The 25,489-nt window shown below is 37.7% G+C and carries 25 protein-coding genes; 7 read left to right on the top strand and 18 right to left on the bottom strand.

What is annotated here, in order from left to right:
• Positions 1 to 15: 15 nt before the first annotated feature.
• The 6 genes from GN157_RS13905 to GN157_RS13930 all read right to left on the bottom strand — a co-directional run bounded on the left by GN157_RS13905 (position 16) and on the right by GN157_RS13930 (position 5,487).
• Positions 16 to 1,089, bottom strand: coding sequence for a mechanosensitive ion channel family protein (locus tag GN157_RS13905; protein ID WP_157484118.1), 1,074 nt, complete (start codon positions 1,087 to 1,089; stop codon positions 16 to 18).
• 151 nt (positions 1,090 to 1,240) lie between these two features.
• Positions 1,241 to 1,981 carry an SDR family oxidoreductase gene (locus tag GN157_RS13910; protein ID WP_157484119.1) on the bottom strand — a complete coding sequence of 247 codons (741 nt, stop codon included), beginning with the start codon at positions 1,979 to 1,981 and terminating at the stop codon, positions 1,241 to 1,243.
• Between the two features lie 19 nt (positions 1,982 to 2,000).
• The gene (gene fabF, locus GN157_RS13915; RefSeq protein ID WP_157484120.1) at positions 2,001 to 3,248 is read right to left on the bottom strand and encodes a beta-ketoacyl-ACP synthase II; all 1,248 of its coding nucleotides are present in this window, start codon (positions 3,246 to 3,248) and stop codon (positions 2,001 to 2,003) included.
• A complete protein-coding gene (locus tag GN157_RS13920; protein WP_157484121.1) occupies positions 3,245 to 3,682 on the bottom strand; it encodes a PaaI family thioesterase in 438 nt (145 codons plus the stop codon). The genes fabF and GN157_RS13920 overlap by 4 nt, the downstream gene beginning before the upstream one ends.
• A gap of 2 nt (positions 3,683 to 3,684) precedes the next feature.
• Entirely contained in the window at positions 3,685 to 4,848 is a 1,164-nt protein-coding gene (locus tag GN157_RS13925; protein ID WP_157484122.1) for an acetyl-CoA C-acyltransferase, read from the bottom strand.
• Between the two features lie 48 nt (positions 4,849 to 4,896).
• Positions 4,897 to 5,487, bottom strand: a complete 591-nt coding sequence (locus GN157_RS13930) for a TetR/AcrR family transcriptional regulator (RefSeq protein WP_157484123.1) — start codon at positions 5,485 to 5,487, stop codon at positions 4,897 to 4,899.
• Positions 5,488 to 5,661: 174 nt separating this feature from the next.
• Here GN157_RS13930 and GN157_RS13935 point away from each other — a divergent pair, with 174 nt between their 5' ends.
• Positions 5,662 to 5,976 (top strand): HPF/RaiA family ribosome-associated protein, encoded by a 315-nt coding sequence (locus tag GN157_RS13935; protein WP_157484124.1) that lies wholly within the window; start codon positions 5,662 to 5,664, stop codon positions 5,974 to 5,976.
• A gap of 88 nt (positions 5,977 to 6,064) precedes the next feature.
• Here the strand turns inward: GN157_RS13935 and GN157_RS13940 are convergent, their stop codons facing one another.
• Together GN157_RS13940 and GN157_RS13945 are read right to left on the bottom strand one after the other, a co-directional pair.
• A complete protein-coding gene (locus GN157_RS13940) occupies positions 6,065 to 7,765 on the bottom strand; it encodes a DUF6029 family protein (protein WP_157484125.1) in 1,701 nt (566 codons plus the stop codon).
• Positions 7,766 to 7,769: 4 nt separating this feature from the next.
• A complete protein-coding gene (locus GN157_RS13945; protein ID WP_157484126.1) occupies positions 7,770 to 8,249 on the bottom strand; it encodes a TlpA family protein disulfide reductase in 480 nt (159 codons plus the stop codon).
• 313 nt (positions 8,250 to 8,562) lie between these two features.
• Here GN157_RS13945 and GN157_RS13950 point away from each other — a divergent pair, with 313 nt between their 5' ends.
• The 4 genes from GN157_RS13950 to GN157_RS13965 all read left to right on the top strand — a co-directional run bounded on the left by GN157_RS13950 (position 8,563) and on the right by GN157_RS13965 (position 13,011).
• Positions 8,563 to 10,038 carry a T9SS type A sorting domain-containing protein gene (locus GN157_RS13950; RefSeq protein ID WP_157484127.1) on the top strand — a complete coding sequence of 492 codons (1,476 nt, stop codon included), beginning with the start codon at positions 8,563 to 8,565 and terminating at the stop codon, positions 10,036 to 10,038.
• Positions 10,039 to 10,138: 100 nt separating this feature from the next.
• Positions 10,139 to 10,873: a T9SS type A sorting domain-containing protein gene (locus tag GN157_RS13955; RefSeq protein WP_157484128.1), complete on the top strand. Its 735-nt coding sequence runs from the start codon at positions 10,139 to 10,141 to the stop codon at positions 10,871 to 10,873.
• A 49-nt stretch (positions 10,874 to 10,922) separates the two neighbouring features.
• Entirely contained in the window at positions 10,923 to 11,972 is a 1,050-nt protein-coding gene (locus tag GN157_RS13960) for an Omp28-related outer membrane protein (RefSeq protein WP_157484129.1), read from the top strand.
• A 58-nt stretch (positions 11,973 to 12,030) separates the two neighbouring features.
• Positions 12,031 to 13,011 carry a sugar phosphate isomerase/epimerase family protein gene (locus tag GN157_RS13965; RefSeq protein ID WP_157484130.1) on the top strand — a complete coding sequence of 327 codons (981 nt, stop codon included), beginning with the start codon at positions 12,031 to 12,033 and terminating at the stop codon, positions 13,009 to 13,011.
• Here the strand turns inward: GN157_RS13965 and GN157_RS13970 are convergent.
• Entirely contained in the window at positions 12,999 to 13,886 is an 888-nt protein-coding gene (locus tag GN157_RS13970) for a 3-keto-disaccharide hydrolase (RefSeq protein WP_157484131.1), read from the bottom strand. The two genes, GN157_RS13965 and GN157_RS13970, sit on opposite strands and share 13 nt — an antisense overlap.
• 134 nt (positions 13,887 to 14,020) lie before the next feature.
• Here GN157_RS13970 and GN157_RS13975 point away from each other — a divergent pair, with 134 nt between their 5' ends.
• Together GN157_RS13975 and GN157_RS13980 are read left to right on the top strand one after the other, a co-directional pair.
• Positions 14,021 to 14,221: a YqaE/Pmp3 family membrane protein gene (locus GN157_RS13975; protein ID WP_035135249.1), complete on the top strand. Its 201-nt coding sequence runs from the start codon at positions 14,021 to 14,023 to the stop codon at positions 14,219 to 14,221.
• 68 nt (positions 14,222 to 14,289) lie between these two features.
• Positions 14,290 to 16,434, top strand: a complete 2,145-nt coding sequence (locus tag GN157_RS13980) for a glycoside hydrolase family 97 protein (protein ID WP_157484132.1) — start codon at positions 14,290 to 14,292, stop codon at positions 16,432 to 16,434.
• 55 nt (positions 16,435 to 16,489) lie between these two features.
• Here the strand turns inward: GN157_RS13980 and GN157_RS13985 are convergent, their stop codons facing one another.
• The 9 genes from GN157_RS13985 to GN157_RS14025 all read right to left on the bottom strand — a co-directional run bounded on the left by GN157_RS13985 (position 16,490) and on the right by GN157_RS14025 (position 25,477).
• Positions 16,490 to 17,095, bottom strand: coding sequence for a hypothetical protein (locus GN157_RS13985; RefSeq protein WP_157484133.1), 606 nt, complete (start codon positions 17,093 to 17,095; stop codon positions 16,490 to 16,492).
• The gene (locus tag GN157_RS13990) at positions 17,085 to 17,588 is read right to left on the bottom strand and encodes an RNA polymerase sigma factor (protein WP_157484134.1); all 504 of its coding nucleotides are present in this window, start codon (positions 17,586 to 17,588) and stop codon (positions 17,085 to 17,087) included. The genes GN157_RS13985 and GN157_RS13990 overlap by 11 nt, the downstream gene beginning before the upstream one ends.
• A gap of 7 nt (positions 17,589 to 17,595) precedes the next feature.
• Positions 17,596 to 18,456 (bottom strand): TraB/GumN family protein, encoded by an 861-nt coding sequence (locus GN157_RS13995; protein ID WP_157484135.1) that lies wholly within the window; start codon positions 18,454 to 18,456, stop codon positions 17,596 to 17,598.
• A gap of 22 nt (positions 18,457 to 18,478) precedes the next feature.
• A complete protein-coding gene (locus GN157_RS14000; RefSeq protein WP_157484136.1) occupies positions 18,479 to 18,691 on the bottom strand; it encodes a hypothetical protein in 213 nt (70 codons plus the stop codon).
• 121 nt (positions 18,692 to 18,812) lie between these two features.
• Complete coding sequence (locus GN157_RS14005) at positions 18,813 to 20,522, bottom strand: hypothetical protein (RefSeq protein ID WP_157484137.1); 1,710 nt, start codon at positions 20,520 to 20,522, stop codon at positions 18,813 to 18,815.
• Positions 20,512 to 22,965: a hypothetical protein gene (locus GN157_RS14010; RefSeq protein WP_157484138.1), complete on the bottom strand. Its 2,454-nt coding sequence runs from the start codon at positions 22,963 to 22,965 to the stop codon at positions 20,512 to 20,514. The genes GN157_RS14005 and GN157_RS14010 overlap by 11 nt, the downstream gene beginning before the upstream one ends.
• Before the next feature lie 2 nt (positions 22,966 to 22,967).
• Positions 22,968 to 23,702, bottom strand: coding sequence for a hypothetical protein (locus tag GN157_RS14015; protein ID WP_157484139.1), 735 nt, complete (start codon positions 23,700 to 23,702; stop codon positions 22,968 to 22,970).
• On the bottom strand, positions 23,675 to 24,808 hold the full coding sequence (locus GN157_RS14020; RefSeq protein WP_157484140.1) for an AAA family ATPase: 1,134 nt from the start codon (positions 24,806 to 24,808) through the stop codon (positions 23,675 to 23,677). The genes GN157_RS14015 and GN157_RS14020 overlap by 28 nt, the downstream gene beginning before the upstream one ends.
• A gap of 36 nt (positions 24,809 to 24,844) precedes the next feature.
• The gene (locus GN157_RS14025) at positions 24,845 to 25,477 is read right to left on the bottom strand and encodes a hypothetical protein (protein ID WP_157484141.1); all 633 of its coding nucleotides are present in this window, start codon (positions 25,475 to 25,477) and stop codon (positions 24,845 to 24,847) included.
• Between the last annotated feature and the right edge of the window lie 12 nt (positions 25,478 to 25,489).

Here is a 25,489-nt window from a genome sequence, read left to right on the forward strand (position 1 = left end):
TTTAAAGGGGCTTTTTTATTGTTCATTTATTCCTGTCGGTTCTGTTTCTTTATCCTTTATACCTTCTTTCAGTGTAACCCTTGTAAAAGGTAAACTGTCGGGATAATTCTTTTGGATAAACTCAATCAGTTTTTCCCTTACATACACTCTTAAATCCCATGATATGGAAGAATCACTGGAGCTCATAAGTGCGCGCAGTTCCATCACTTTTTCACGGGCATCGGTTACCTGCAATACATTTACCTGCCCGTCCCAAAGGTTAGATCCTTCCAGCAATCTTGTAAGCTCTTCCCTAACCTTATCCACTTCCACCTTAAAGTCGGTATAAATGAAAACTGTGCCCAGTATCTCTGCCGAATTGCGGGTCCAGTTTTGGAACGGTTTCTCAATAAAATAAGTGGTAGGAACTACCAGCCTGCGCTTATCCCAAATTTTCACCACCACATAAGTAAGCGTTATCTCTTCAATCTTACCCCATTCGCCTTCCACGATAACCACATCGTCCAGACGTATTGGTTGTGTAAGTGCTATTTGTATACCTGCCAGTAGTGTACCCAGTGCCTTTTGTGCCGAAAAACCTATAATAATCCCCGCTATACCAGCCGAGGTTAAAAAACTAACCCCAACCGAACGTATGCTTTCAAAACTCATAAGCGCCACCCCAATGGCACATACCACAATAAGAAACACAACTACTCTTTCCAGTATGGTAAACTGTGTATATACCCTACGGGCAGCAAGATTATCGGAAGCCGAAATATCATACCGGCGCACCAGTGCCGTTTTGAGCACCTTTATAAAAATGATAAGAAACCAGGTAATACTCAGTATAAAAAGCAACGTACCTATATGCCCTATTATTTTTGAAGCGTTTCCATTAAACACACTGCTTGCCACACCAATGCGTAGCGCCAGTGCCGAAATAAATATGATTAGCGGAATTTTAATTCGGTTAGCAAAATTCACAGGCAATATATTACGAGGATCCTTGCCCACTCTTTTAAGAATGTAAAAAATAATGCTGAAGGCAACTACCAGTCCGGCTATACTAATAACAATATACTTAAGGAGTGTTGTATCGATATTCATGGTCGGGTATTTTAAAAAGTGACCTATAAAGTTAAAAAAACACACAAACCCATAGTAGGCATTAAAGATTATATTAACATAATTACCTGAAAAGCAAAAGCCACCGCTAAAAAACGGTGGCTGCGCACAATCAAAAAAAATATAACCAATATTACGTTGCCGGATTCATTATACTTAGTGCTTCTGCCGGATTAGCAAGGCTCAGCCTATACAAATCTTCAGTTTGCCCTGTACGTATTTCAAACCTGTTGGTTGCCAGTGCATCCAGCACATCTTCTGCCACTATTGATGGCGCTATACCGTTCTCAGCTCCGCCAATATCTTTAGAAAGTTCGGTATTAACCAAAGGAGGCATAAGTTCAAACACCTTAATCGAAGTATCCTTCAATGCCAGTCTTAATGAAATAGTGTATGAGTGTAATGCTGCTTTTGAAGCTGCGTAAGTAGGCAGGTAACCCGAAGGCACATAAGCCACTACCGATGATACGTTAACAATAGCCGACTCCTTTTGCTCCTTAAGCAACGGAAGCAGTTTATCTGTAAGGCGAAGTATGGAGAAATAATTGGTTGTCATTTCATCTACCGCTATATCATAGGTCTTTCCTTCAGCCAAATGATTCACAAGTGCCCTCCCGGCATTATTGATAAGAATATTTAATTCGGGAAATTCTGACTGTATTCTTGCCGTTAACACCTCTACATCCTTAGCACTGGTAACATCTGCCTGAATAGCTGTTACATTACCCAGTTGCACTTTGGCACTCTCCAGCCGGGCAGCATCCCTACCGGTTATTATTACATTGTTGCCCTGCTGTACAAATACTTTTGCCATTTCAAGACCTATACCGGCACTCCCTCCGGTTATAAGGATTGTATTTCCTGTTATTTTCATATTTAAAGTTTTTTGAGGATTAATAAGGTTTTTTAAAAATGGTACTTGCCGTATGTCCGCCAAAGCCAAAAGTGTTGTTAAGCACATAATCTACTTTGGTGTTTACCGCTTTCCCGGTAATTATATTGAGCCCCTGTGGAATATCAGGATCTATGTTTTTGGTATTTATAGTAGGCGGAATAATATTGTTATGCACCGCCAGTACACTGATTATACTTTCTATAGCTCCGGCAGCACCAAGCAAATGCCCTGTCATGGACTTAGTAGCGCTAATGGCAGGTTTATGTTCACCAAAAAGGGTATTTACCGCGACAAGCTCACTTATATCCCCAAGTGGGGTTGACGTGGCGTGTGTATTTACATAATCAATAACATCAGGGGTAAGGCCTGCATCTTTTAGGGCTTTTTGCATCCCTAACAGCGCACCTATACCATCGGCAGGAGTAGCTGTTAAATGATAGGCATCGGCAGCCATGCCACCTCCTGCTAGTTCGGCATATATTTTCGCACCACGGTTAACCGCATGCTCCCACTCTTCCAGTATAATAGCTCCGGCACCTTCACCAGCCACAAAACCATCCCTATCTGCATCAAAAGGTCTTGAGGCTGCTTCAGGATCATCATTGCGTTTTGAAAGTGCCTGAGAAGCACTAAAACCTCCTATTGATGCCGGAGTAAGCGCTGCTTCGCTCCCTCCCGCTATCATAACACTCGCCCTGCCCAGCCTAATGGCATCATAGGCCGCAATAATAGCCGTGTTAGAAGAAGCACATGCCGATACCGTTGCATAATTGGGACCATGCAGTCCGTTTCTTATAGATATTACGCCCGCAGCAATATCCACGATCATTTTAGGAATGAAGTAAGGGTTAAAGCGAGGTGTACCGTCTCCCGAATGGAATTCGCTTAACTGTTCTTCAAAAGTGCTTATCCCTCCGTTTCCGGACGCCCATATTACCCCAATATCAAACTTCTGTTCACGGGACATATTTTCAAAATCCAAATTAGCATCCTTTATAGCCTCATCGGTAGCGGCTATGGCATATTGCGTAAAGAGATCGTACTTTCTTACTTCTTTCCTTTCAAAATACTCTAACGGATCAAAACCTTTAACCTCACAGGCAAACTGCGTTTTGAATTTTGAGGCATCAAACTTTGTGATTGAACCCGCACCGCTTTTTCCGGCAACGATATTATCCCAAAACTCCTTCACCGAATTCCCCAGTGGAGTTATAGCCCCTAGCCCTGTTATTGCTACTCTTCTCATGATTTTGGTATTTCTGTTTTTATCAGGTTAGTATACCCCTTAGCCAGTAGCCTGGATTTGTTTGCTGTCCAAACCTCACACTGTGCGTTTACAATCTGTTTTCCTTTTTTAATAATGTGGCTTATAGCTATAATCTCATCCCCTTCCTTTGCCGGAGCAAAATAATCTATCGCAAGGTTAACAGTTACATGGAAAAAAGGCTCCCCAAGACTTATAAGCGTAGCACCAATAGCATCGTCTATAATAGCGGCTGTAACCCCACCGTGCATAGTACCAAACGGATTAGTCATTTCCTTTCTTACCGTATACTGAAACGTAAGGCTACCCGGCTCTACCGAGACCATAACAGGATTAAGCCAGTTCATGAATGCCGATGGTGAATTCTCTATTTTCTTTCCTAAATACTGTTTTAAAAACTCTGCTGCTTTATCCATACTTACTGTAGATTTTCTATTACTAATGCCGAAGCGCCTCCGCCTCCGTTACAAATAGCTGCTACTCCATATTTACCGCCTTCCTGTTTTAAGACGGAAAGTAATGTAACCACTATTCTTGCTCCCGAAGCACCTATAGGGTGCCCCATAGCAACACCGCCCCCGTAAACATTTATTTTTTCCATATCCAAATCCAAAATTTTGGCATTGGCTAGTATAACAGCCGCATAAGCCTCATTGATTTCATAATAGTCAATATCGTCTTTAGTAAGCCCTGCCTGCTGTAATGCTTTTGGTATAGCTACAGAAGGTGAAGTGGTAAACCATTCGGGAGCCTGTGCAGCATCGGCATAGCCTTTAATCTTTGCAAGCGGTTTAAGATTGTATTCTTTCACCACCTCTTCAGTCACTAATAACAGTGCCGCAGCACCATCGTTAAGGTTGCTGGCATTGGCAGCCGTTATAGTACCTCCATCCTCAAAAACAGGTTTTAGCCTGGCTACCTTTTCCGGAATAAGCTTGAAAATATCCTCATCGCTGTTAATTACGTTACCATTAACCTCAATCGGAATTATCTCATCACTAAACTTACCCGCATTAAAGGCATCCGCTGCCCTTTTGTATGACTTTAAAGCATAATCATCCTGTTGCTCCCTGGTAAGCTTGTATTCCCTTGCACATATCTCGGCAGCATTACCCATGTGAAAGCCGTTATACACATCGGTAAGACCGTCTTTAAGCAAACCGTCGGTAACCTGAGTATGCCCAAGTTTCGTGCTTTTACGTACGTCTATATAATGCGGCACATTGCTCATGCTCTCCATACCCCCTGCTACAACCACTTCATTCACACCAAGCTGTACCTGCTGAGCTGCGGTAATCACAGCCTTTAATCCCGATGCGCACACTTTGTTTACGGTAGTAGCATCGGCCTCTGCGGGAATTCCTGCAAAAACAGCCGCCTGCCTTGCCGGAGACTGACCCAAATTTGCAGAAAGTACATTACCCATGTAAACAGCCTCTACCTTATCAGCAGGCAATTTAACTTCGTTCATTATAGCCTCTATGGCTGTTTTTCCTAATTGTGTTGCTGCCCAACCCGAAAGGCTTCCTAAAAAACCTCCTATAGGTGTTCTTTTTGCGGCAACTATAAATACATCTTTCATATTTTATGTTGATTTTATACCGATTGGTATATTTTATGGTAAAAAAATTTATATCGCTAATTCATCAATAATTTTTTCGGAATGGCGCATCGCTGCATTAAGGGTGTTTATTTTTCCGGTAACCTTTACCAGCATTACTCCGCCTTCAATAAGTGCCAGTAATGTCCATGCAAAAGAATCGGTATCCACATCAGGATTTATTTTCCCTTGTTCTTTACCGGTATTTATAATTCTTACAATACTGCTGTGCCATTTCCTTATGGCTTCAACAACATTTTCGCGCAGTTCCACATGGGTATCATCTACCTCAGTAGCCGAGTTAAGTACCGGGCATCCCCAGCGCAAAACAGGATTCTCGGTAAAGTTTGAAAAAATGGTAATGTATACTTTAAGTTTCTTAATAGGATCAGGCTCAATAGTAATACGTTCCTTAACCCAATCAGACATTAATCCGAAATTATAATTAAAAGCAGCCACAGCAACTTCATCTTTGTTTTTGAAGTTACCATATATACTACCTTTAGTAAGACCTGTAGCTTCGGTTAAATCGGCCAGCGACGTACCGGCATAACCCTTCCTGTTAAAAATAGGTGCCGTTTTTTCTATAATAAACTGTCGTGTTCTATCTGCCTTACTCATTTTAACCTCAAATTGAAAAAACAAAATTATACCAATCGGTATAATCTACCAAATTTTTAACGCTTTTTTTTAGAACACCCACTGCAAAAGCTATTCAATAATTTTGTAAATTGCAGAGACCGCAACACATTTGAAGCGGATAATTTTAATGAAATAACCTTAAATTTCAGAATTATGCAAATTAACATAAACACCAACAACCACGTTGAAGGAAGCCAAAGAATGAAAGACTACTTTAAAGGTGTAGTAGCCGATTCATTAAAACGTTTTGAAGATAAAGTAACCCGAGTAGAAGTTCACGTAGGTGACGAGAACAGCCATAAAGAAGGCGATACAGATAAAAAATGTACCATTGAGGCACGTATTGCAGGCATGCAGCCTGTTGCCGTTACAAATCACTCTAACACGGTTGAAAAAGCTGTAGACGGAGCCATTGACAAAATCAAGAAAGTACTGGATACTACTTTCGACAAAATGAGAGCGCACTAATAAACTAAATATTTTACCATGAAAAAAGCCGCCCGGGAAACCGGAGCGGCTTTTTAAGTTAAGTATGTAAAGTATAGTAGTTTTAAAATTAAAATGCTGTACTAAGCGATAGTGAAAAACCGGTACTTTCGGGCACAAAACGACACACACCACCTACACATACAAGTCCGCCACGTTGCCTACCATAGTTAACCGCAAGCCTTGAAGCACCTATACGATAAGCACCACCAAAGTTGTAGTAATGATTTCTTTTTGACTCATCATCATTACCATAGTTAATTATATCCCAAACGTAAAACGAATACTTATCGTTAAGGTTAAGCTCTACAGTACCACCTGCCCAGTTTTTAAAATCGGCATCGGCCCACATATGCTCACCCTCTACTCGAATAGATTTTGACGGCGAGAAGTTATAAGTCGCCTCAGCAGCAACTATATTGGTTTTAACCTTTTCACCTCCTTGTAACCATTGTTTATTATAAAACTGGTTTACATAGTAAAAACCGGTATGCCAATTTTCAGAAAGTTTTTTCTTTACTTCAAGATTATAGTCAGAATAGTATTTCTCACCTACGCCAAAAAATTTAGTATCATATTCTGAAGGTGCCAGTCTGTATGAACCCGGCAGATTATACCAGCTGGAAACATTAATACCTATATTAGTACCATATTTACCACCAAGAGCAGTTTCGGGTGCTATATCATAAAAAATATCTATTTGCCCTCCGGTTTCGCCAGCTTTCATAATATCAGCTCCCTGAAAATCAACTTTTGCCTGAGCCTGATATACATATATATTTGCCAAGTTAGAGTGGTGTTGCTTTGTAAGTGCAGGTACAAAGTTTAATACCTTATCATTAAAGTTTAAGCTTGTTGACTCAGCATTTACAATACTTGGTTCTCTTTCAGAAAGAAAACTCATATTCTCAATTCTTCTGAAAGTAGCATCAATACCTAAACCATTTGCAGAGTAACCTAAATTAAGTAGTACTGCACTACCCGGCTTAATAAAATCGTTGTTTATTTTATTCTGCAGGTCAACTACAGCGTCTTTTTGCTTGTAGTTATATTCTCCCGAAGCATAAAAAGAACCGTGAATAAAGTTTACCCTTCCTGCAAAAGCATTGGTGAGTTCATCAAAATTAGGATTGGTAATATAAGTTTTCTCATAACGACCAACATAAGTAAGCCCCACGGAAAGATCTGATTCTTCAAACGAAAGCAGCTTATCTAAATTGAAATCAGAGTCAAAACCATAAATTTTTCCTTTAGCTACATCAAAACCTGTTCTTTGCTGACCATAAAGAGCCGTTAACCTAACATTATCACTAGGTCTATAAACAACCCTACCCCCTCTAAGAGCAGTATTGATACCTAAAGAGCGGTCTTCCCAAGCTCTTAAAAGTAATCCACTACCAAACTGTTCGTAAAAATAACCGGCAGTAGCATCAAATTTCTCTGACTTATAGCTTAAATAGTAGATACCTACATTAGTACCTTTAAACCCCGGATTATAGTTTAACAGTGCATTAGGTTCGTATGCCTCTGCCTGTACACCTGCTGTCCAGTTTTTATACTGATAATTTAAATAAAGGTAGTTATTAGACCTAAATGGATCTTCAGGATGGTCAATGTTTCTTTCCTTATCATTAAGATACCATTGAGAATTAGATTCAAAACTACCGTAAACCTTACCATAATCTTTTTTCTCCTGTTCTGTATCTTCCTGTGCAAACACAGATGTTGTACATAACGATAATGGTAATAAAAGTAATAGTGCCTTTTTCATTAGCTTACAGCTCCTTCAGTTTATTATAAAGTTCTTCTTCTGCTCCTTGGCTGTAACCATTATGTACATATACCACTTTTTTGTTTTTCACAACTACAGTATATGGTACATTTGCTATACCTAAAGCCCTCTTTAAGTCCTGATTAGTATCAAGAAGTACCTGATAAGGCCACTTTTTACCATTAAGTAACGGTTTTACTCTTTTTTGAGTACGGCTATCATCTACAGATACTGCTATGACTTCCATATTAAGCTCTTTAGACCATGCAGAATATTTTTCATTTATAGCATCTAGTTCCTTAATACAAGGTGCACACCAGGTAGCCCAAAACGAAAAGACATAGATTTTATCTTTCTCCGCAAAATCACTCTTTACGTTATAACTTTTATTATCAGACGATTTAATTGTCACATTTGGCATTTCCTTTTGGGCATACATACAGGTACCCGCGAGAAACAAAAATAACATCAGAATCTTTTTCATTTGTGTTCAGTTTTATAATTACAGTTTTCCAGTTAGGTCGCAATATTAAAAATTTTTTAACAGTAATCATCACTTTTTTTCTTAAAATAATTTTCTAAAAACCTATCGAATTAGTAGAGAAATAGCTTGATCTCTAAACTTTTAGTATAAATTTTACTACTTTTTCATAAAAAACTCCTTCAAAAGCAATATTTCTTATGTTTTTTTTTTGACATAAGTTTTTTTTACATACTTTCGGAAAAATTTTTCTATTATTTTTTTGTTAAAACTTATTTATTTAAAGAAAACTCTAACTTAAAACTACCATTTTTCTATGAAAAAACTATTACTTCTAGGATTAATGCTAGTAGGGACTTACAATGTAAAAGCACAACAATTCCCTACTTTCTCGGCAGAGGACATTAATGGAAATCAACACTCTGTACAGGATTATCTTGCAGAAGGCAAAACTGTTCTGTTAGACATTTCAGCTACATGGTGTGCACCATGCTGGAACTTCCATAACGCTCATACATTAGAGAAGATATATGAAACCTACGGACCTGGAGGTTCTGATGAAGTTGTTGTAATATTCGTTGAAGGAGACCCTTGGACTCCTGAAAACAACATTTACGGAGAAGGAACTTCAATAAACTACAGCCCACCTCGCCCACCAATTGGAGACTGGACTATAGGTGTACCTTACCCTATTATCAACGATGATAACCTTATAAATGCAGTAGGACTAACAGGTTTCCCTTCTTTATACAGAATTTGCCCAGACGGTACTTATGCTCAAATACCAAACAGTCAAATGGGCGATATACAGAACATTATAAACAGCATGAATGTTTGTGGCACACTTGAAGGAGCTTCTAATCACGCTAAATTAGACAGCGAGGATATACGAGTTTGTGTTGCTAACGGTGATGCTGCAGCTAGTGCTTCTTTTACAAACTATGGTACAAATGCAATCACAACAGCTACATTTAACATTAAAAATAGTGCTAATGAAGTTGTAGCAACTAAAGAATATACCGGTAGTGTTGCAATGTATGGTTCTGCAACGGTAACATTTGATGATGCAGCATATGCTACAGGCGAATACACTGTAGAAATAGCAAGCATTAATGGTGAAGTTCCATTTGCTGAAGCCAGCAAAAACATTAACGTTATTGAAGCTGCTGAAACCTCAATCAATGCGGTAGTAAAAGTTTACACAGACTATTATCCAGGTGAAATTTCTTGGGCTATTAAAGATAGCAACGGTACCACTGTTGCAAATGGTGGCCCTTACCAACCAGGTAATGCTGAATTTGGTGGTGGTGGTGCAGATGCTAATACTACAAAAACCCATTATGTAGTATTGCCGGAAGCTATTGACTGCTACTCTGTAGTTATGTATGATGAATTTGGTGACGGATGGATATATGGTTCTACACCACACGGTATAGAAATTTTTAGTCATGACGGTACTGTTTCTATATTCCAAAAATTAGTTGGATCTCTTGATTTTGGAGATGAACTAACTACCAACTCTGCATTCAAAACAAATGGTATTTTAGGAAATGAAACTTTTGAAACAGCTAAGTTCTCAATATATCCTAATCCAACAAACGGTATCCTTAACTTTGCTACACAAGAAGAAGTTAATGTATCAATTGTTGATCTTACAGGTAAAGTAGTATTTACAGCATCAAAAATTAACGATGGTGACTCAATAAACCTAAGCTCTCTTCAGGCAGGTATGTATATTGCTAAAATAAAAGGCACAAGCACTGAAAGAATAGAGAAAATTGTTATAAAATAATTTCTTAACAGAAATACACCTTATAAAAGCTATCGGGAATTATTTGATTCCCGATAGCCTTTTTACTTAAAAAAATAGCTTAAATGTTAAAATTACACAGATGAAAAAATTATTACTATTAGCAGGATTACTTTGTTTAGGATCACTTAATGCACAAATAACTGTAACTCATGATGGTGTTCCTTTTGAAAATGAAGAAGTATTTACTTACAACACTCCCGGAAGCGAACTAAAGATTTTAGTAACTAATACTTCTCAAACTGAAACTACCTATGTAAAAATAAGAGTAGACGAAGTATTAAACACCACTTTAGGTAACAATACAGGAAATAATGTACAATTTTGTATTTTAGGAATATGTTATACAGGAGTAACAGCAGGTGTTTCATATCCTCCAAATGACATTGTAGTTTTAGCTCCGAATACCTCGACTGAAGAAGCAGATCACTTTTACAGCTCTGACCCGGGGAATGGTGAAGGCCCTACACAGTATTCATTTACTGTACTTGAAACAGACGCTAACGGAGATCCTCTAAATGAATTAGTATCTTTCACTTACATATATTCACCAACTGCTGGTGTTAATGATTTTGAAACTCTGAAAAACATGGGGATAACTGTAAACAATACAGTAACAAATAACTCCCTAAATATTGATGCAACAGTTAATGCCACATTACAAGTGTATGATATTAACGGAAAAGTTGTTAAAACAGCTTCTATTGAAAACGGATTCCAGACAATTGATCTTTCATCTCTAAATTCAGCTGTTTATATCGCTAAGTTTATGACTGAAGACAAAAAGTCTACTCAAATAAAAATTGTAAAAAATTAATTTAAACCGGTATTTCCAATAGGTAGGTTTTGTAATATTTAAACAGCAAATGAAACGCATACTATTTTCTTTTTTTTCAGTTCTTGCTTTAATATTAAGTTCATGTTCATCTGATTATTTAATATTAGATTCTGTTGAAGAACATATATTAACTGCCGATTTTTCGTCAAGAGAAATTGGATACCCAATTACTTTTACAGTTAGGAACAGTGATGGTGAGGACGTGACTTCTTTATCTACCATCTATATAGACGGAAATGCTATTGAGGGTAATACTTTCACCTCAGAAACTGTAGAAACTTTTGAGGTTACAGCTAAATATTCAGGTCTTTTATCAAAATCTATTTCGATATATTTTCATGACGGTACTGAAATTAACTTCAAAAAACGACTTCTTATTGAAGATTATACGGGAACATGGTGCGGTTACTGCCCTAGGGTTGCTCATGCTATTGAACTTGTAAAAGATCAAACAGAAAATGTTGTCGCTGTTGCTATTCACAGAGCAAGCCTTAGCCCTGCAAGTGCTAATTACGACCCATATACCTACGACAGTACTGAACTTGAAAATTTACTTGGTGCTGCCGGATATCCTAAAGGATATCTTAACAGGTTTACTAAATGGCAAGCACTGGAAAATAACAATATTGCCCAAGCTGTAAACCTTACTCAGGGAGAAAACCCTAAGCTTGGACTGGCATTAAGCTCTACTGTTGATAACGGAAATATAAATATTGATGTCAATGTTAAGTTTGGTAAGGACTTTAACGAACTTAAACTAGTAGTTTATGTTCTTGAAAACGGACTTATACACGAGCAACATAACTACACTACTTTTTATGGTGGCGATGATGTACTTGAGGACTTTGAGCACAACCATGTTTTAAGAGAGTGTATCACTCCTCTTTTAGGAGAAGCGATTACCGGAAACCTGACTATTGCAAACACTTTTACAAAGTCATTTAACGTACCAGTACCTGCAAATGTAGAAAATGCAGCAAACCTTGAGTTTGTGGCATTTGTAACAGATGCCGAAGGTAATGCTCTTAATGTTAGGAGTAATCACCCAGGTGAAGCTCAGGAATTTGAAGAATTATAAAAAATAATTTTATATTTTTAAGCCTCCCCTACGGGAGGCTTTTTTATTTCTGCCCATTATGAATAGACGTCATTTTATATCATCTACAGGTAAAGCTGCACTGGCTACAGGAGCACTATCGGGACTTTCTAACGCCATTTTAGAAAGCCTGTTGACAAATAACAGTAATAAACCTTTCTTTAAATTATCACTAGCACAATGGTCGCTACACAAAGCCATACTGGAAACCAAAACGCTTTCCAATCTCGACTTTGCAAAAAAAGCTAAACAACTGGGATTTGATGGTATTGAGTATGTATCCCAACTATATAAACTGGATGGATCTAACCAAAGTGCTTCCCTTAAAAAGCTGGTAAAGGAACTAAAATTGAGAAGCAGTGATGAGGGAATTAAAAACGTACTTATAATGGTAGATGATGAGGGCGAACTTGCCGCTGCCAATAAAAAAGATCGTGATGAAGCCATTGCTAAGCATTCCAAATGGGTGGATGCTGCCGCCGAACTGGAATGCCACTCGATAAGGGTTAATCTTTTTGGTACAGGCACAGAGCAGGATTTTAACCTATGGCTGGAAGCATCGGTAGACGGATTGAGTCGACTGTCTCAATATGCCGCAAAAAGCAACATTAACGTGATTGTAGAAAATCATGGAGGATTATCATCCAATAGTGAAAAACTAACACAGGTAATAACAGCCATAAACCATCGCAACTGCGGAATACTGCCTGATTTTGGTAACTTTTGCGTAAAAAGACAGGGAGGTGAACGCTGGGGTACACCGTGTATTGAAGAGTATGACCGATACAAGGGCATGCTGGAAATGATGCCTTTTGCACAGGGCGTTAGTGCAAAATCATACGACTTTGACAAAAATGGTAACGAAACCACTATTGATTACTATAAAATGCTTCAAATAGTAAAAGAAGCAAAATACAATGGTTTTATAGGCGTAGAATATGAAGGTAACCGATTGAGTGAAGAAGAAGGTATTCTTGCTACTAAAGCATTGCTTTTAAAAGCTGCAAATCAATTAAAATAAACTACATATTCCTGCGGTAATGCTTCAATATTTTTGATTTTAACATCTTTAAAATAAGCCTCGGCTGCTTCGCTTTGTAATTGTATTTTTCCTTTTGTAAGTGGGTAGTTTTTACCTTCTTCCACATAGCGGGAATTTTGAAGTACCATCACTACCTTCCCGTTTACAATGTGAAGGCTTTTATCGCCAAAGCATATTAGTTCGAGTTGGGTCCACTCCCCTTCTTCGCTTTCGTTATCTACACTCCTTAAGCAAAATCCGCCATACTTCGATCCGGTTCCTATAGGCAAAAAAGGTTGTTCATGTCCGGCAACGGCGTTCATCATCCCTTCAGATAAAAAAGCCCTAATATCAATAGCCGCATTAGCTATGTTCCAGTAATCGCCCATGTGTCCTTCCATAATCTGGAATTCCTGCGAAAGCATCCAGGCACGCCAGTAATCTTTACCGCTTTCTCCTGTAGAATGGTATAATATACCGGTATCTTTAAGTTTATCTTCACGGGGAATCCATTTTTTATCACCCCATTTTACTTTCACTTTTAAATGATAGTTTTCAAACTCCTCTTTAGTAAATACACAACCATAACGCTCGCCACTCACTTTTAAAACAGGCTCTCCGTTCTCCTCAATCATTGTAAACACCCCTTCAGGGTCATTATCATAACCCAGTGGTACAATAGCATTACCAAGACTATCTGTAGGTATACTTCCGTTATAATCTGTAGTGTGTTTATAGCTAAGGTATTTACCCCATTGGGACATATTGTTATCCAGCAGGTATTTCCAGCTATGTTCTTCTTCCTGTTTCTGTTTACATCCGGTAAGGGAAATGGCTGCTAATAAAAATAACGTGGCAATAGTTGATTTAAACATGTAAGATTGGTTTTACAAACCGTGTAATATACCCTTTATTTTTTTAACAAGCTATGCTAAAACCGTCATATACTAATACTTAATTTGCAAATCGTGTGCATAACGCTTACTTTTATGGCTTCATTACATTTGTTATGCGTTACGTAATAGCTTTTTTCTTCCCGTGGCTTTCCCTGTTCTTTCAGGGTAAAATCCTTTCAGGCATAATATGCCTTATCTTACAGCTTACTATAATTGGCTGGCTGCCTGCTTTTATATGGGCTTTTACCTCTTTAAACAGGATGTATGCCGACAGAAGGACACGCAAGATTATAGCGGCTATGCCAAAACGGTGAACCTTGATATTATCCCCTTACCTCAGGGATCAATATATATTCTTTAACTATCATCTATTAATAAAAAAATGAAAAAAGTAATTTTCGCTTTATGTTTCTGCCTAGCGGTATTCGCAAATGCCAATGCACAGGAACTTAAATCTCCGAACGGGAATTTTAACCTCAAATTTTTCCTTCAAAACGACGGAACCCCTGCCTACTCACTTACCTATAAAGGTAAAGAGGTAGTAAAACCAAGTAAACTGGGACTTGAGCTTAAAGACGATGAAAAATCCTTACTTAACAACTTTACTGTAACCGATACCAAAACCGCAACGTTTGACGAAAACTGGACTCCGGTTTGGGGAGAAGTTAAAACCATTAGAAACCATTATAACGAACTTGCCGTATCGCTTAACCAAAAGGGTACCGACAGGCAAATGGTTGTACGTTTCCGCCTGTTTGACGACGGACTTGGTTTCCGCTATGAGTTTCCTCAGCAAAAAAACCTTGTGTACTTTATTATTAAGGAAGAAAGAACACAGTTTGCCATGACGGGCGACCATACCGCTTACTGGATTCCGGGAGATTATGACACTCAGGAATACGATTATACCGTTTCAAAACTAAGTGAAATAAGAGGCCTGATGGAAAAATCGATAACTGCCAATGTATCGCAAAAATCGTTTTCTCCTACAGGGGTACAAACCTCACTTATGCTTAAAACTGCCGAGGGAGTTTACATTAACCTTCACGAAGCAGCACTTATAAACTATGCCTGTATGCACCTTAACCTTGACGATAAGAACATGGTGTTCGAATCGTGGTTAACTCCCGATGCTCAGGGTAACAAAGGTCATGTTCAGGCTCCGTTTAATACGCCTTGGCGTACTGTTATAGTAAGTGATGACGCCCGCGACATCCTTGCTTCAAAAATCACCCTTAACCTTAACGAACCTTGTAAACTGGACGATACATCATGGATCAAGCCTGTTAAATATATTGGTGTTTGGTGGGAAATGATTACAGGGAAAAGCACTTGGGCATATACTGACGATTTACCATCGGTACAACTGGGTGTAACTGACTTTAGTAAAGTAAAACCAAACGGAAAACACGCTGCAAACACAGCTCATGTTAAAGAATATATAGACTTTGCTGCTAAACACGGTTTTGATGCCGTACTTGTAGAAGGTTGGAACGTAGGTTGGGAAGACTGGTTTGGTCATTCTAAAGACTATGTTTTTGACTTTGTAACGCCTTATCCTGATTTTGATGTAACCGGAATTAGGGATTACGCAAAATCAAAAGGTGTAAAAATGATTATGCACCATGAAACCTCATCATCTGTTCGTAACTACGAGCGCCACATGGATGCAGCTTATAAATTTATGAAAGACAACGGTTATGATGCCGTAAAAAGCGGATATGTAGGTAATATACTTCCAAGAGGGGAAAACCACTACAGCCAGTGGATTGTAAACCACTACCAGTATGCTCTTGAAAAAGCTGCCGAATACAAAATAATGGTTAATGCTCACGAGGCTGTTCGCCCTACAGGTATTTGCCGTACTTACCCTAACCTTATAGGTAACGAGTCGGCAAGAGGTACAGAATACCAGGCTTTTGGCGGAAGCAAGCCTAACCACGTTGCCATGTTACCGTTTACCCGTTTAATTGGCGGACCTATGGATTATACTCCGGGGATATTTGAAATGGAAATCAGCAAATTTAGCCCTAACAACAACTCACACGTAAACAGCACACTGGCTAATCAGCTGGCGTTATATGTTACTATGTACAGTCCGTTACAAATGGCTGCCGATTTACCGGAACACTACAACCAGTTCCTTGATGCTTTTCAGTTTATTAAAGATGTTCCTGTTGAATGGGACGACAGTAAATATATTGAAGCAGAACCGGCAGAGTACATCACAGCTGCACGTAAGGAAAAAGGTACTAACAACTGGTTTGTAGGTAGCGTAGGCGGATATGATGCCCGTACCTCAACCATTAAGCTGGATTTCCTTGACAAAGGGAAAACATACATCGCTACTGTTTATGCCGATGCTAACAATGCGCACTACAAAACCAACCCACAGGCGTATACCATTACAAAAGGTATAGTGACCAGTAAAACAAAACTGTCTCAGTTTGTTGCTCCGGGTGGCGGATATGCCATTAGCATTATCGAAGTTACAAAAGCGGAAACAAAAGGTTTAAAAAAGCTATAATATAGCTCCGATTACTATACAAGAAGCCCTCCCTACACGGAGGGCTTTTTTAGTTTTATTCTTCTTTTAGTTCATCAATAACTTTTCTTATCTCTTTGGCATATTTCCCGTAAAAGTATCGCACCCATAATTCAACCGATAGTCCCATTATTAAAATGGTAACTACTATAGCTACAAACATCATTATTACAAACGAATCGCTTAAAGCATTTATATCTATACCCTTTTGCTTGTAAAACAGATAAGCTACTAAAAAAAGTACCAAAAACGGAGTTAAGGCAAAACCGAATGTTTTGTAGATTTCCATATTAAGGCGAATGTCAAAATAGGTTTCATACAAACTGTCTTTAGTTGTAAGGTTGGTTTTGTTTATCCGCTTGTAAAATAAATACAGCTTTACCAAATAATAAATACATATAGCTACAAATAAGCTGTAAATTAAATAAAACAGGAAAAAAGTTTCCTTTGGAAAATGATATATAAAAGGAGTAAAAGCTATTAAAACAATAGATATTACCTGATATATAAACTCCTTTTTTAAATTCTTCCTGATTTTGTCCAGTGGCGTATTTGCCGACTGTATTTTCTTTAAACTACTGGGCATTTCCACCTTATCGGTTTTTTCATTATCCCAAGCCGATTGTATATCGTTAAAATCCATACCCCTGATTTTTAATAATTTCTTTTAATTTTTCTTTTGCTCTGTTAAGCTTTACCCTGGCATTACCTTCGCTAATTCCCAGGTTCTCTCCTATTTCCTTATGCGAAAACCCTTCTAACTGATAAAAAATAATAGCCTTATCAATTTTATCCAGTTTTTGAACTGCCCGGTAAAAATGTTCCAACTGGCTTTCCTTAATATCGCTTTCACCCTCTTCCTCCTTTACATCATGTGACCCCATATCATGGGTATCAACCTTTCGTTTCTCCTTCCGGAGGAATACAATAGAGGTATTAATAGCTACACGATACATCCATGTGGAAAATCGGCTTTCTCCCCTAAAGGTGCCATAAGCCTTCCAGAGCTGGCAAATAATCTCCTGGAACAAATCCTGCTGATCGTCCGGATTATCCATGTACATTTTAGAGACTTTATATAAAATCCCTTTATGTTCACTGATTTTTGCCAAAAACTCCTTTTCGTTCCCCTTCAAAGCACTACTATTTCAACACAGGCTTTACGCTGTATCCGGCATTTCTTAATAAGTTAATAACTCCGTTCTCTCCTGGTAAATGGCCTGCCCCTACCGCAAAAAATACCGGTTGTACCCTCATAAGCTCAGGCATTACTGCAACCCAGTTTTTATTACGGTTATCCAGCATTATAGTTTTTGCATCAGCATCCATAAACTTTTCATCTATAATCATTTCATATAAACCGTTAAGGTTTTCTTCTTTGTATATAGAAACCATCTCATCAAAGTAAGAAGTATCATAATACTTTAACTGCTCTATAAATTCCTCATTGGTATACGATTCACTAAATCCTGCAACCTGAGCCTCTACTTTTTCAAGACCCAGTATTTCTTTTTTATTTGCCATTGCCTGCTGCATAAACTCTACCTCATACATTTTTGGCGGACAGTTTAAACTTTTAAACATTACCACACTCATAATACCTATTAGTGTATAATTCTCAAACTGACTTGCTTTTACACCAAGTTTGGTTTGTAAAAAATTGTTTAACGCTGCATAATCTTCTTTGTTTAACCTTTCACTAAGAGGTTTGGTTGAAGTCGTCATGCTTTGCATAGCCATAAGCTCTGTAGGATCATCAAAATCAAGCTCCAGTGCAAGTTTATCAGTATTCTCTATCGCATTTTTAACCTTTTCTTTAATCATGAAGTCGGCTTCACACATCATGTGCATAGTTCCGTAGAGATAGGAAGGTTCGGTTAATCCGTTACCCGATATTTCCCATAAAAGTGAATTCTCTAATTCTACTTTTTTCTCTTGAGCCTGTGTACTCCCCCACAATAGTAGTCCTGTAAAAGCTACTGCTAATTTGATCACTTTTTTCATAATTGATTGTTTTGACTGATGATTAAACTTCCTTTTTGTTTTTAAAATATTGCGTAACCGTAGGTGTAAGCCCCTTCATTAAAAATATTACTGAAAATAGGAATAACAGACTCTGAAAATATTCCTCAAATACAAAATGACTTACTAAAGTATAACTAAGCCCTGATGCTCCTAAAAAGACAAGCAAAAGGCTAACAATACTATTTTGCTGTGTTACTTGTGACTTATTTTTCATAATTGCTTTGATTGATGTTACATAGAGTAAGTAACAACAAACAGCAAACGTTACAGAAAAAGAAATTATTTTTTTCAGAAAAACAGTAAACCCCGGTATATACCGGGGTTTACTGTTTTTATTATCTTCTTTTTTTTGCCTGAGCCTTATATTTCATTACGTCTTTTACAATCGACTTATCCTGCTTATTATAATCTACCAGCTCTGAAGCTATGGAAGGATTGGTTTTCATTTCCTTCGAAATCACCTCATAGGCAATATCCCTAATATCCTCTTTAAAGTTCTCCCGTTTTTGGTATTCCAGCCTTATTGCATTTAAAAAAGATTGCCTTTGATTGGCTTCTAACTTGTCATAAATATTACTAATCGCCTTTACTGCATCTTTATCTTCTTCAATATTAAAGAGGTAATTATTAAGACAGTTAAAAGCATCTTTATTAGTGTTCCAGCCCTCAAGTAATATTTCCTGACCCAGTTGTGGCTGTTGCATTTTATCCCTATATATAAACGACGCTCTAACATACATACTCTTTTCCTTATAATCATTTGCTACTATAGTATAGTACCTATTAGCTTCTTCTTTTTTGTTAAGCAGTATATAAACATCTCCGGCCTCTTCATTCATATTTAAATCCTTGTATATAACGAGTGCTTCGGTGTACATTTTCCCCTTCACAAAACATTCGGCCGCTTTTGCTTTTTGCGGAGATCTATCCCTGTAAATCACTCCTGCTTCTGCATAATACCCTCCTTTTTCAAGCACTTCTGCTGCCTTAATATTATTTTTAAGCAACTTTAAATATACCTGAGCGGCTTTCTTATATTCCTTTTGATTAATATATTGATTAGCCAGTTCCTCATATTTTTGTTGTAGTGTTCTAAACCTGTCATTATCAATTTGTGCAGCGCCGCCGCCTAGCGAAGCAGACGAATCTGAATTAATAAGCCTTCTGAGAATACCAAAAATGATCATGAAAAGGATTATATATACTCCTCCAAAACCTTTTTCTCCTTTGCTTTCCAAAATAGAGCCTATAAAAACAATCAGTATTATACTTATAATAAAAGCAACAATATACTTCCCTATTCTTGACATCTCAGATAAACCGCTGCTAAAACCTCCTCCTGCTCCAAAAGTAAAAATCCCACCAGATTCTCCTCTGGCTGTTCCTGCCATGCTTAGTGGAACACCATATTTCAAAGCCATATCCGGGTTTTTTTCCAGAAACTTTAATAGCTTATCCATTTCCCTATGGTTCCCTTTCATTATTTTTTTGAGATTAAACGGAAGGTTGTCTATTCCGTCTTCCTCTACATCATCAAGCGATTTAAGTAAATCTTCGGCATTACCCTCAAGAGAAAGAGAGTTGATTAGTTTAGGAATCTCTACTCCCTTAAAGGGTTTAATTATGTTTATCTCTCTTTCGGGAGGCAATGTAAGCATAGCACCCCAGTTAACCTGTTCCTCCAGTTCTACCAGCCCGGTTTCCGGATGGAAAAAGTAGTAATTCTCACCAAACAGCTTTTGCCATTCCTCTTCGCTTAACCTAGGCTCAATAGCCGAATATTGAGGAATAAACAGTTTATTATTTATTAACTGGCAGTAAGAGGCACTACCTGTATCTTTTAACTCATGAGCATCATTTAACAAAACAATACAACCATACAGCACATTTGCCTGCCCCGAAGGAATAGGGTATACCTGTACCGTCTCAAGATTTAAATTGACAACCTTAAGTCCTTCTAACCAAACTAAGGGAGATTCACCTTTAACAAGTACTCCCCTTTTAGGATGCTTATTTCCCTGAGACGGTTTTAACTTAAGCTCCATACTCAACAATGGTTTTTATAAATGGCTTTATATATTTACGGTCAAACTCCTCAATATTAATCTCGGTATATAAACCTTCGTTTTCAGCACTCAAAAAATACCTATTCCCTGCATATTCATAATTAGAATATACTCCAAGATTAAACTGTACCGAAGAAGGTATGTATATTTTAGGGATTCTGGAATTACTGCTTATTAGTGTTAAAATCCCTTTACTGTCCTTTATGATTTTACTTCCGTCCGGAAATAAAAATTCGCCAATGCCTCCTCCCAGATTAGTATAAGCAGACTCTACCTTTTTCTCTCCATCACTCCTGTTTGTTTCAAGAATTATACGACTATAGGCAGATGCTTCATTTATGTATACCCGAAAGGCATGTTTTTTAGTTAACCGTAAATTACCCTGCCCGTCTATGCATACAAAATCAAGGTTTTTAATAATATTGCTACCATGTTTAAACCTCAACATATTCATTTTTTTCTGGAAATGTGTGTGAGTTTCTTTTACATTCCCAACATCGTCGTTATTTTCTATAACAAGACCACTATCTGTTTTTGTTATTATCGTATAATGTGGATCACTTAAACCGTCATTAAAAACAGCTACCCTATTTATATCAAATCCATTTTCACCTGTTACCATTTGAATTTTATAGTTCCCGTTTTGCACCATTACTAAATCGGTTTTATAAAACTCTGCTGTATTCAGGTTATGGTAGCTTACATAACATTCTTTATTATAAAAAGACACCATTATATAATTGTCATTTATTTTACCAAGGGTATGTATACCTCCGGCTTTAACCGAAAGATTTTCCAAAACAATATCACAGCCTTTTTCCTCTATATAAGTACCCTCGTGCCAATAACCACCTCGTCTTTCACTTTCAAAAGAATATGTTTTATATAAGCTTCGGTTAGGGGTTAGTATATAAATATAATCATCAAGAAAAAATCTCGCTATTTCCTGCTGTGGTAATGGGAACAGTAAAGGATAATCAACATTAACTTCTCTTTTTTTCTCCTTTCTTTTCTTATTGTATGAACTGAATTTTGGTTTGTTTTGCCATAACTCTTCCAAAGGAAGTTTTAAATGCTGAATTAATTTTCTGCCCTTATTAACAATTTTATAAAAATCTATACATCCGGAAAAATCAGGTTCAACTATAAAATGTAAATTAGAATAATACTCACTTAATACCTGCTGTAGTGCAGGTACCTTTTGCGCATCGGGAGTAGTGATAACAAAAACCTCTGGCGAAAAAGCCATAATATCTGATTCAAAAAAGGCTTTGAATCCGGTTGCTGCCGACATTTCTGGCGAAAGCACTTCTAAACCATCTATAACCTCATCAACCGTTGTATACAGCACCTCGTTAAAAGTATCGCTTATTACAAACAAACGACATTCAATATCTGTTTTAGGGTGTGTTGCAATAGCAAGCCCCATTGCAAAAGACAATACTTTTGGCGTACCCCAGTTCCTGATGGAAGCATCAATAAGTATAGCCCTGAAAAAAGTATCATTTTCGGGCGGTACTTCACGTTCAATGTACAGCGCCTCGTTATTTGCAAGCCTTGACATAAACACATCATCATCATTAGCAAACTCTGAAAGTAGTAACCTACTGAAATCTCCTTTATTGGTAAGATCAGACACACCTCCAAGCGGTTGCCTGCCACTGGCATAATGATGCATAGGTATTGTAAGCCCAGACCATAGTGTTTTAATAAGGCTCCCTACAGTAAATGTAGTTTCATTTTGTGTGAGTTGCGTTAAAAGGTCGGGCTGTTCTTTAACTATACCCTTTTCCTCAACATCATTAGCTATCTCATTAACTACAGGTAGGTCTTCTATAGCCTTAAGTATAGTTTGCGTATCCGGAAAGGTATCATTTAACAACGAAAGCGTCCTGAAGTCTTTTTGAAAGACGGCATAGCTTGGCGGTATTTTTTGTGCACACTTTACCAAATGATGCCTATGATTTTTATATTCGGTTATAATCGCCTGAGCTTTATCTTTAGAAATCCTATTGTGGCAACCAGAAAAAACAGTTTGCAGTAACTGTTTTCTCTTACTCCCTGTTTTGTATAATTGTGGTAAAGCAATGAATTTTTTTAAAAATGTAAAGGCTCCGTTGCTCCATTCTTCAGATGCTGCACCTTTAGTTATACTGAAGCTTTGTGTAACTATATCGGATATTTTTTTTAGCGAAACCACAGGATCATGGTTAGTAGCAATAATTACTAACAAAAGTGATCCAAATGGCGGTATACTCTCTTCGGCTAAATATTCTAAAACTTCTATTATGTAAGGTTCATAAGCTATGGTACTGCCGTCTACTATGGTAACCGATTCAAACACACTGCTCTCAGAATGGATTTCTTTGTCCCATTCCCAAAAGTAATAGTTAAATGACTGGAAATATTCCTGTAAATCCATTGTTAATAATCTGAATACGTTAAACGGAATGAACTTATACTAAGTGGCATAAATTTGGTTTTTGGCAACAAAGCATAGGTGTTTTCCTTATCCCATAAAATAATATAATCATCATTAGGGTCTATTGCCTTTTTAGTAAAGGCATATAGTTGCGGAAACTCAAAATCATACCCCGTAGGCAAAAGCATATCTGTAGCTAACCAGTAGGTTTGCCCCTCCAAAGGGAGTAACGGTGTACCCGCCAGTAAAACAGAATCGTTAATGCCTATCCACGACAAAACTCTTAAACGAATTGCCGGGGCAGTAGTGATATATGGTCCTGCTTTTTTAGCCTTTACCAGTAAAGCAACCGGTTCACGCTCTGTCTCTGTTGGAACTATCTTTACATCTGCTTTTTGGGAAACACCAAAATAATTATGGTTAAAAGACGGAAGCTCTACAGGTAAAACTCTTGAAAGTAAAGACCATAGCAGTGTACCGTCTATCTTTTTTTCAGGAAGATTATTACCTTTTAAAAATAAAAGATTATCTCTTTGATAATATAGTTTTTTATACGGAATACTTTGTATTTCAACACTATCTGCCTGCTGAGCAGTAATATCTTTAATCCATAAAACATTGTTACCTGGTGCAGCCTTCAGGTTTTCCCAATGACGGATATTGCTTAAAAAACCCTTATCCTTTAAGGCAATTTCCATCAGGTAGGTGTTTACACCGTTTGAAGTATTTTCTGCCATAACGTTTCTATTTCCTTATGGATATATTGCTTTTTCTCTCCGTTTTTAATCCAGTCACAACGTGACTGCAAATACCTTAGTTTATCTTTTATTATATTTCTTTCGTCGTAAGTAAGATTTTCATCTCCCCATTTTTTAGAGAGCTCATTAATATCTTTCAATACCTCTTCGGCATCGGGCACCTTATTGAACATAGCCTGCGGATGGGGCCTGTCATGGCCTTCATCTTTCTCAATAATTGCATTGATTATACCCTCCAGTACTTCAATCTGTTCTTCGGTGTCCCAAATGTATTTTAAAACCCACATGTCTGAAGTTACAGCTTTATCCCTGCCACAAACCAATGCACTTGCCGCAATAAGGTTTTGCAGTTTTACCGCACGCCTGTCTGACACCTTAATACCGGTATTACGCAGGTTATGCACTATATTTACATATTGTTCACGTATTCCCGAAAGGTCTACCTCTTTACATTCGGTTTGCAAAATTTTTACATCTTCAATAGAAACTAATGCTCCCTGTCCCTTTCCCCTTTTTTCCAGTTCCCTTCCTGCAAGAAGTACCTCATGCAGTAAATCAGGCTCTACATAATCACATTGAATACGTACTAAAAAACGATCCAGCAGAGCATTAAGCGCTTCGTCTTCGGGCAGTACATTACTGGCCCCCACAAACATTAAAGCAGGGAGTTTATAGGTTTCCTTACCTCTCCTGAAGATTTTTTCGTTAAGAGCCATTAAAAGGCTGTTAAGGATTGCCGAATTAGCATTGAATATCTCGTCCAGAAATACCATGCTGGCTTCGGGCATCATTCCCTGAATATTAGTTACAAGCTCACCTTCTTTTAATTTCCTGATATCAAACGGACCGAAAATCTCATTTGGTTCTGTAAAACGTGTTAGCAGGTATTCAAAATTATTACCTCCTTCTATCTTATCAGAAAGGGCTCTTACAATAGCACTTTTAGCAGTACCGGGAGGTCCCAGCAAAAAAGCATTTTCTTTTGCTACAAGGCTTATTCCTAAAAGATCTATAATTTCATCTTTGCCAACAAAAGCGCTTTTTAGCTCAGCTAAAACAGCAATAAGTTTTTGTATGCTTGTCATGGTATATAGGTGTGTTAATCGTAATGATAAATATAGTTATATGGTAAGCTGTTCCCAAAAGATTTTTTTATGATCTCCCAGGCATTCGTTAAGCCATTGCTTAACCTCTTCATTTTCGGCAAAAGCAATATCCTTTCTCTCTATAATCCTATCAAGATATAACTGCTTTAAACATTGATTGGTATTGAGTATCGAAAAATTAAAACTGTTAGGGTTTGCTTCAAATCCTATCACTGAATAATGAAATTTTTCCAGATGTTTGTTCAAAACAGGTATAAGCAAATCTTCAGTATCTGTAGCTTTTAACATTGCAACTACCTGGGGCAGGAATCGCAGGCACAAATCGGCCGAAAGTAAAGCCGGGGCATCGGGCTCTTTAGGGTAAGCTGGTAAAATTGTGGTAAGCTGTGAAGTATTGTCCTTTCTGTACAGGTATAACTGAGCCGCATAGTATAATGTTTTAGCTCCCCATAATGCGGCTTCATCATCAAAATCAGGTACTAAATACGGATAGTTAGTACTTTCTCTTTCATACTCTGATTTTAAAAAATCAAGTGCAGCAGCTTTTTCACCACGCGGAATATCCCTGCGCTCATTATAAAGCACAATTTGTCCTATTGTACGTGTTTTGTATAAGGTTTCTAAAAATGGTTGTTTTGGTTGCTGCATATCACTGCATAA

Source organism: Flavobacterium rakeshii, assembly GCF_009741375.1.
GTDB lineage: Bacteria > Bacteroidota > Bacteroidia > Flavobacteriales > Flavobacteriaceae > Flavobacterium > Flavobacterium rakeshii.

Excerpts from the sequence above, each read along its gene's own strand:
- GN157_RS13960 (WP_157484129.1), top strand. The coding sequence starts at position 10,923 with ATGAAACGCATACTATTTTCTTTTTTTTCAGTTCTTGCTTTAATATTA.
- GN157_RS14015 (WP_157484139.1), bottom strand. The coding sequence starts at position 23,702 with ATGGCAGAAAATACTTCAAACGGTGTAAACACCTACCTGATGGAAATT.
- GN157_RS13945 (WP_157484126.1), bottom strand. The coding sequence starts at position 8,249 with ATGAAAAAGATTCTGATGTTATTTTTGTTTCTCGCGGGTACCTGTATG.
- GN157_RS14010 (WP_157484138.1), bottom strand. The coding sequence starts at position 22,965 with ATGGATTTACAGGAATATTTCCAGTCATTTAACTATTACTTTTGGGAA.
- GN157_RS13985 (WP_157484133.1), bottom strand. The coding sequence starts at position 17,095 with ATGGATTTTAACGATATACAATCGGCTTGGGATAATGAAAAAACCGAT.
- GN157_RS13910 (WP_157484119.1), bottom strand. The coding sequence starts at position 1,981 with ATGAAAATAACAGGAAATACAATCCTTATAACCGGAGGGAGTGCCGGT.
- GN157_RS13905 (WP_157484118.1), bottom strand. The coding sequence starts at position 1,089 with ATGAATATCGATACAACACTCCTTAAGTATATTGTTATTAGTATAGCC.
- GN157_RS13925 (WP_157484122.1), bottom strand. The coding sequence starts at position 4,848 with ATGAAAGATGTATTTATAGTTGCCGCAAAAAGAACACCTATAGGAGGT.
- GN157_RS13955 (WP_157484128.1), top strand. The coding sequence starts at position 10,139 with ATGAAAAAATTATTACTATTAGCAGGATTACTTTGTTTAGGATCACTT.
- GN157_RS13920 (WP_157484121.1), bottom strand. The coding sequence starts at position 3,682 with ATGGATAAAGCAGCAGAGTTTTTAAAACAGTATTTAGGAAAGAAAATA.
- GN157_RS13965 (WP_157484130.1), top strand. The coding sequence starts at position 12,031 with ATGAATAGACGTCATTTTATATCATCTACAGGTAAAGCTGCACTGGCT.
- GN157_RS14005 (WP_157484137.1), bottom strand. The coding sequence starts at position 20,522 with ATGGAGCTTAAGTTAAAACCGTCTCAGGGAAATAAGCATCCTAAAAGG.
- GN157_RS13970 (WP_157484131.1), bottom strand. The coding sequence starts at position 13,886 with ATGTTTAAATCAACTATTGCCACGTTATTTTTATTAGCAGCCATTTCC.
- GN157_RS14020 (WP_157484140.1), bottom strand. The coding sequence starts at position 24,808 with ATGACAAGCATACAAAAACTTATTGCTGTTTTAGCTGAGCTAAAAAGC.
- fabF (WP_157484120.1), bottom strand. The coding sequence starts at position 3,248 with ATGAGAAGAGTAGCAATAACAGGGCTAGGGGCTATAACTCCACTGGGG.
- GN157_RS13975 (WP_035135249.1), top strand. The coding sequence starts at position 14,021 with ATGCGTTACGTAATAGCTTTTTTCTTCCCGTGGCTTTCCCTGTTCTTT.
- GN157_RS13940 (WP_157484125.1), bottom strand. The coding sequence starts at position 7,765 with ATGAAAAAGGCACTATTACTTTTATTACCATTATCGTTATGTACAACA.
- GN157_RS13995 (WP_157484135.1), bottom strand. The coding sequence starts at position 18,456 with ATGAAAAAAGTGATCAAATTAGCAGTAGCTTTTACAGGACTACTATTG.
- GN157_RS13935 (WP_157484124.1), top strand. The coding sequence starts at position 5,662 with ATGCAAATTAACATAAACACCAACAACCACGTTGAAGGAAGCCAAAGA.
- GN157_RS13980 (WP_157484132.1), top strand. The coding sequence starts at position 14,290 with ATGAAAAAAGTAATTTTCGCTTTATGTTTCTGCCTAGCGGTATTCGCA.
- GN157_RS14000 (WP_157484136.1), bottom strand. The coding sequence starts at position 18,691 with ATGAAAAATAAGTCACAAGTAACACAGCAAAATAGTATTGTTAGCCTT.
- GN157_RS13950 (WP_157484127.1), top strand. The coding sequence starts at position 8,563 with ATGAAAAAACTATTACTTCTAGGATTAATGCTAGTAGGGACTTACAAT.
- GN157_RS14025 (WP_157484141.1), bottom strand. The coding sequence starts at position 25,477 with ATGCAGCAACCAAAACAACCATTTTTAGAAACCTTATACAAAACACGT.
- GN157_RS13930 (WP_157484123.1), bottom strand. The coding sequence starts at position 5,487 with ATGAGTAAGGCAGATAGAACACGACAGTTTATTATAGAAAAAACGGCA.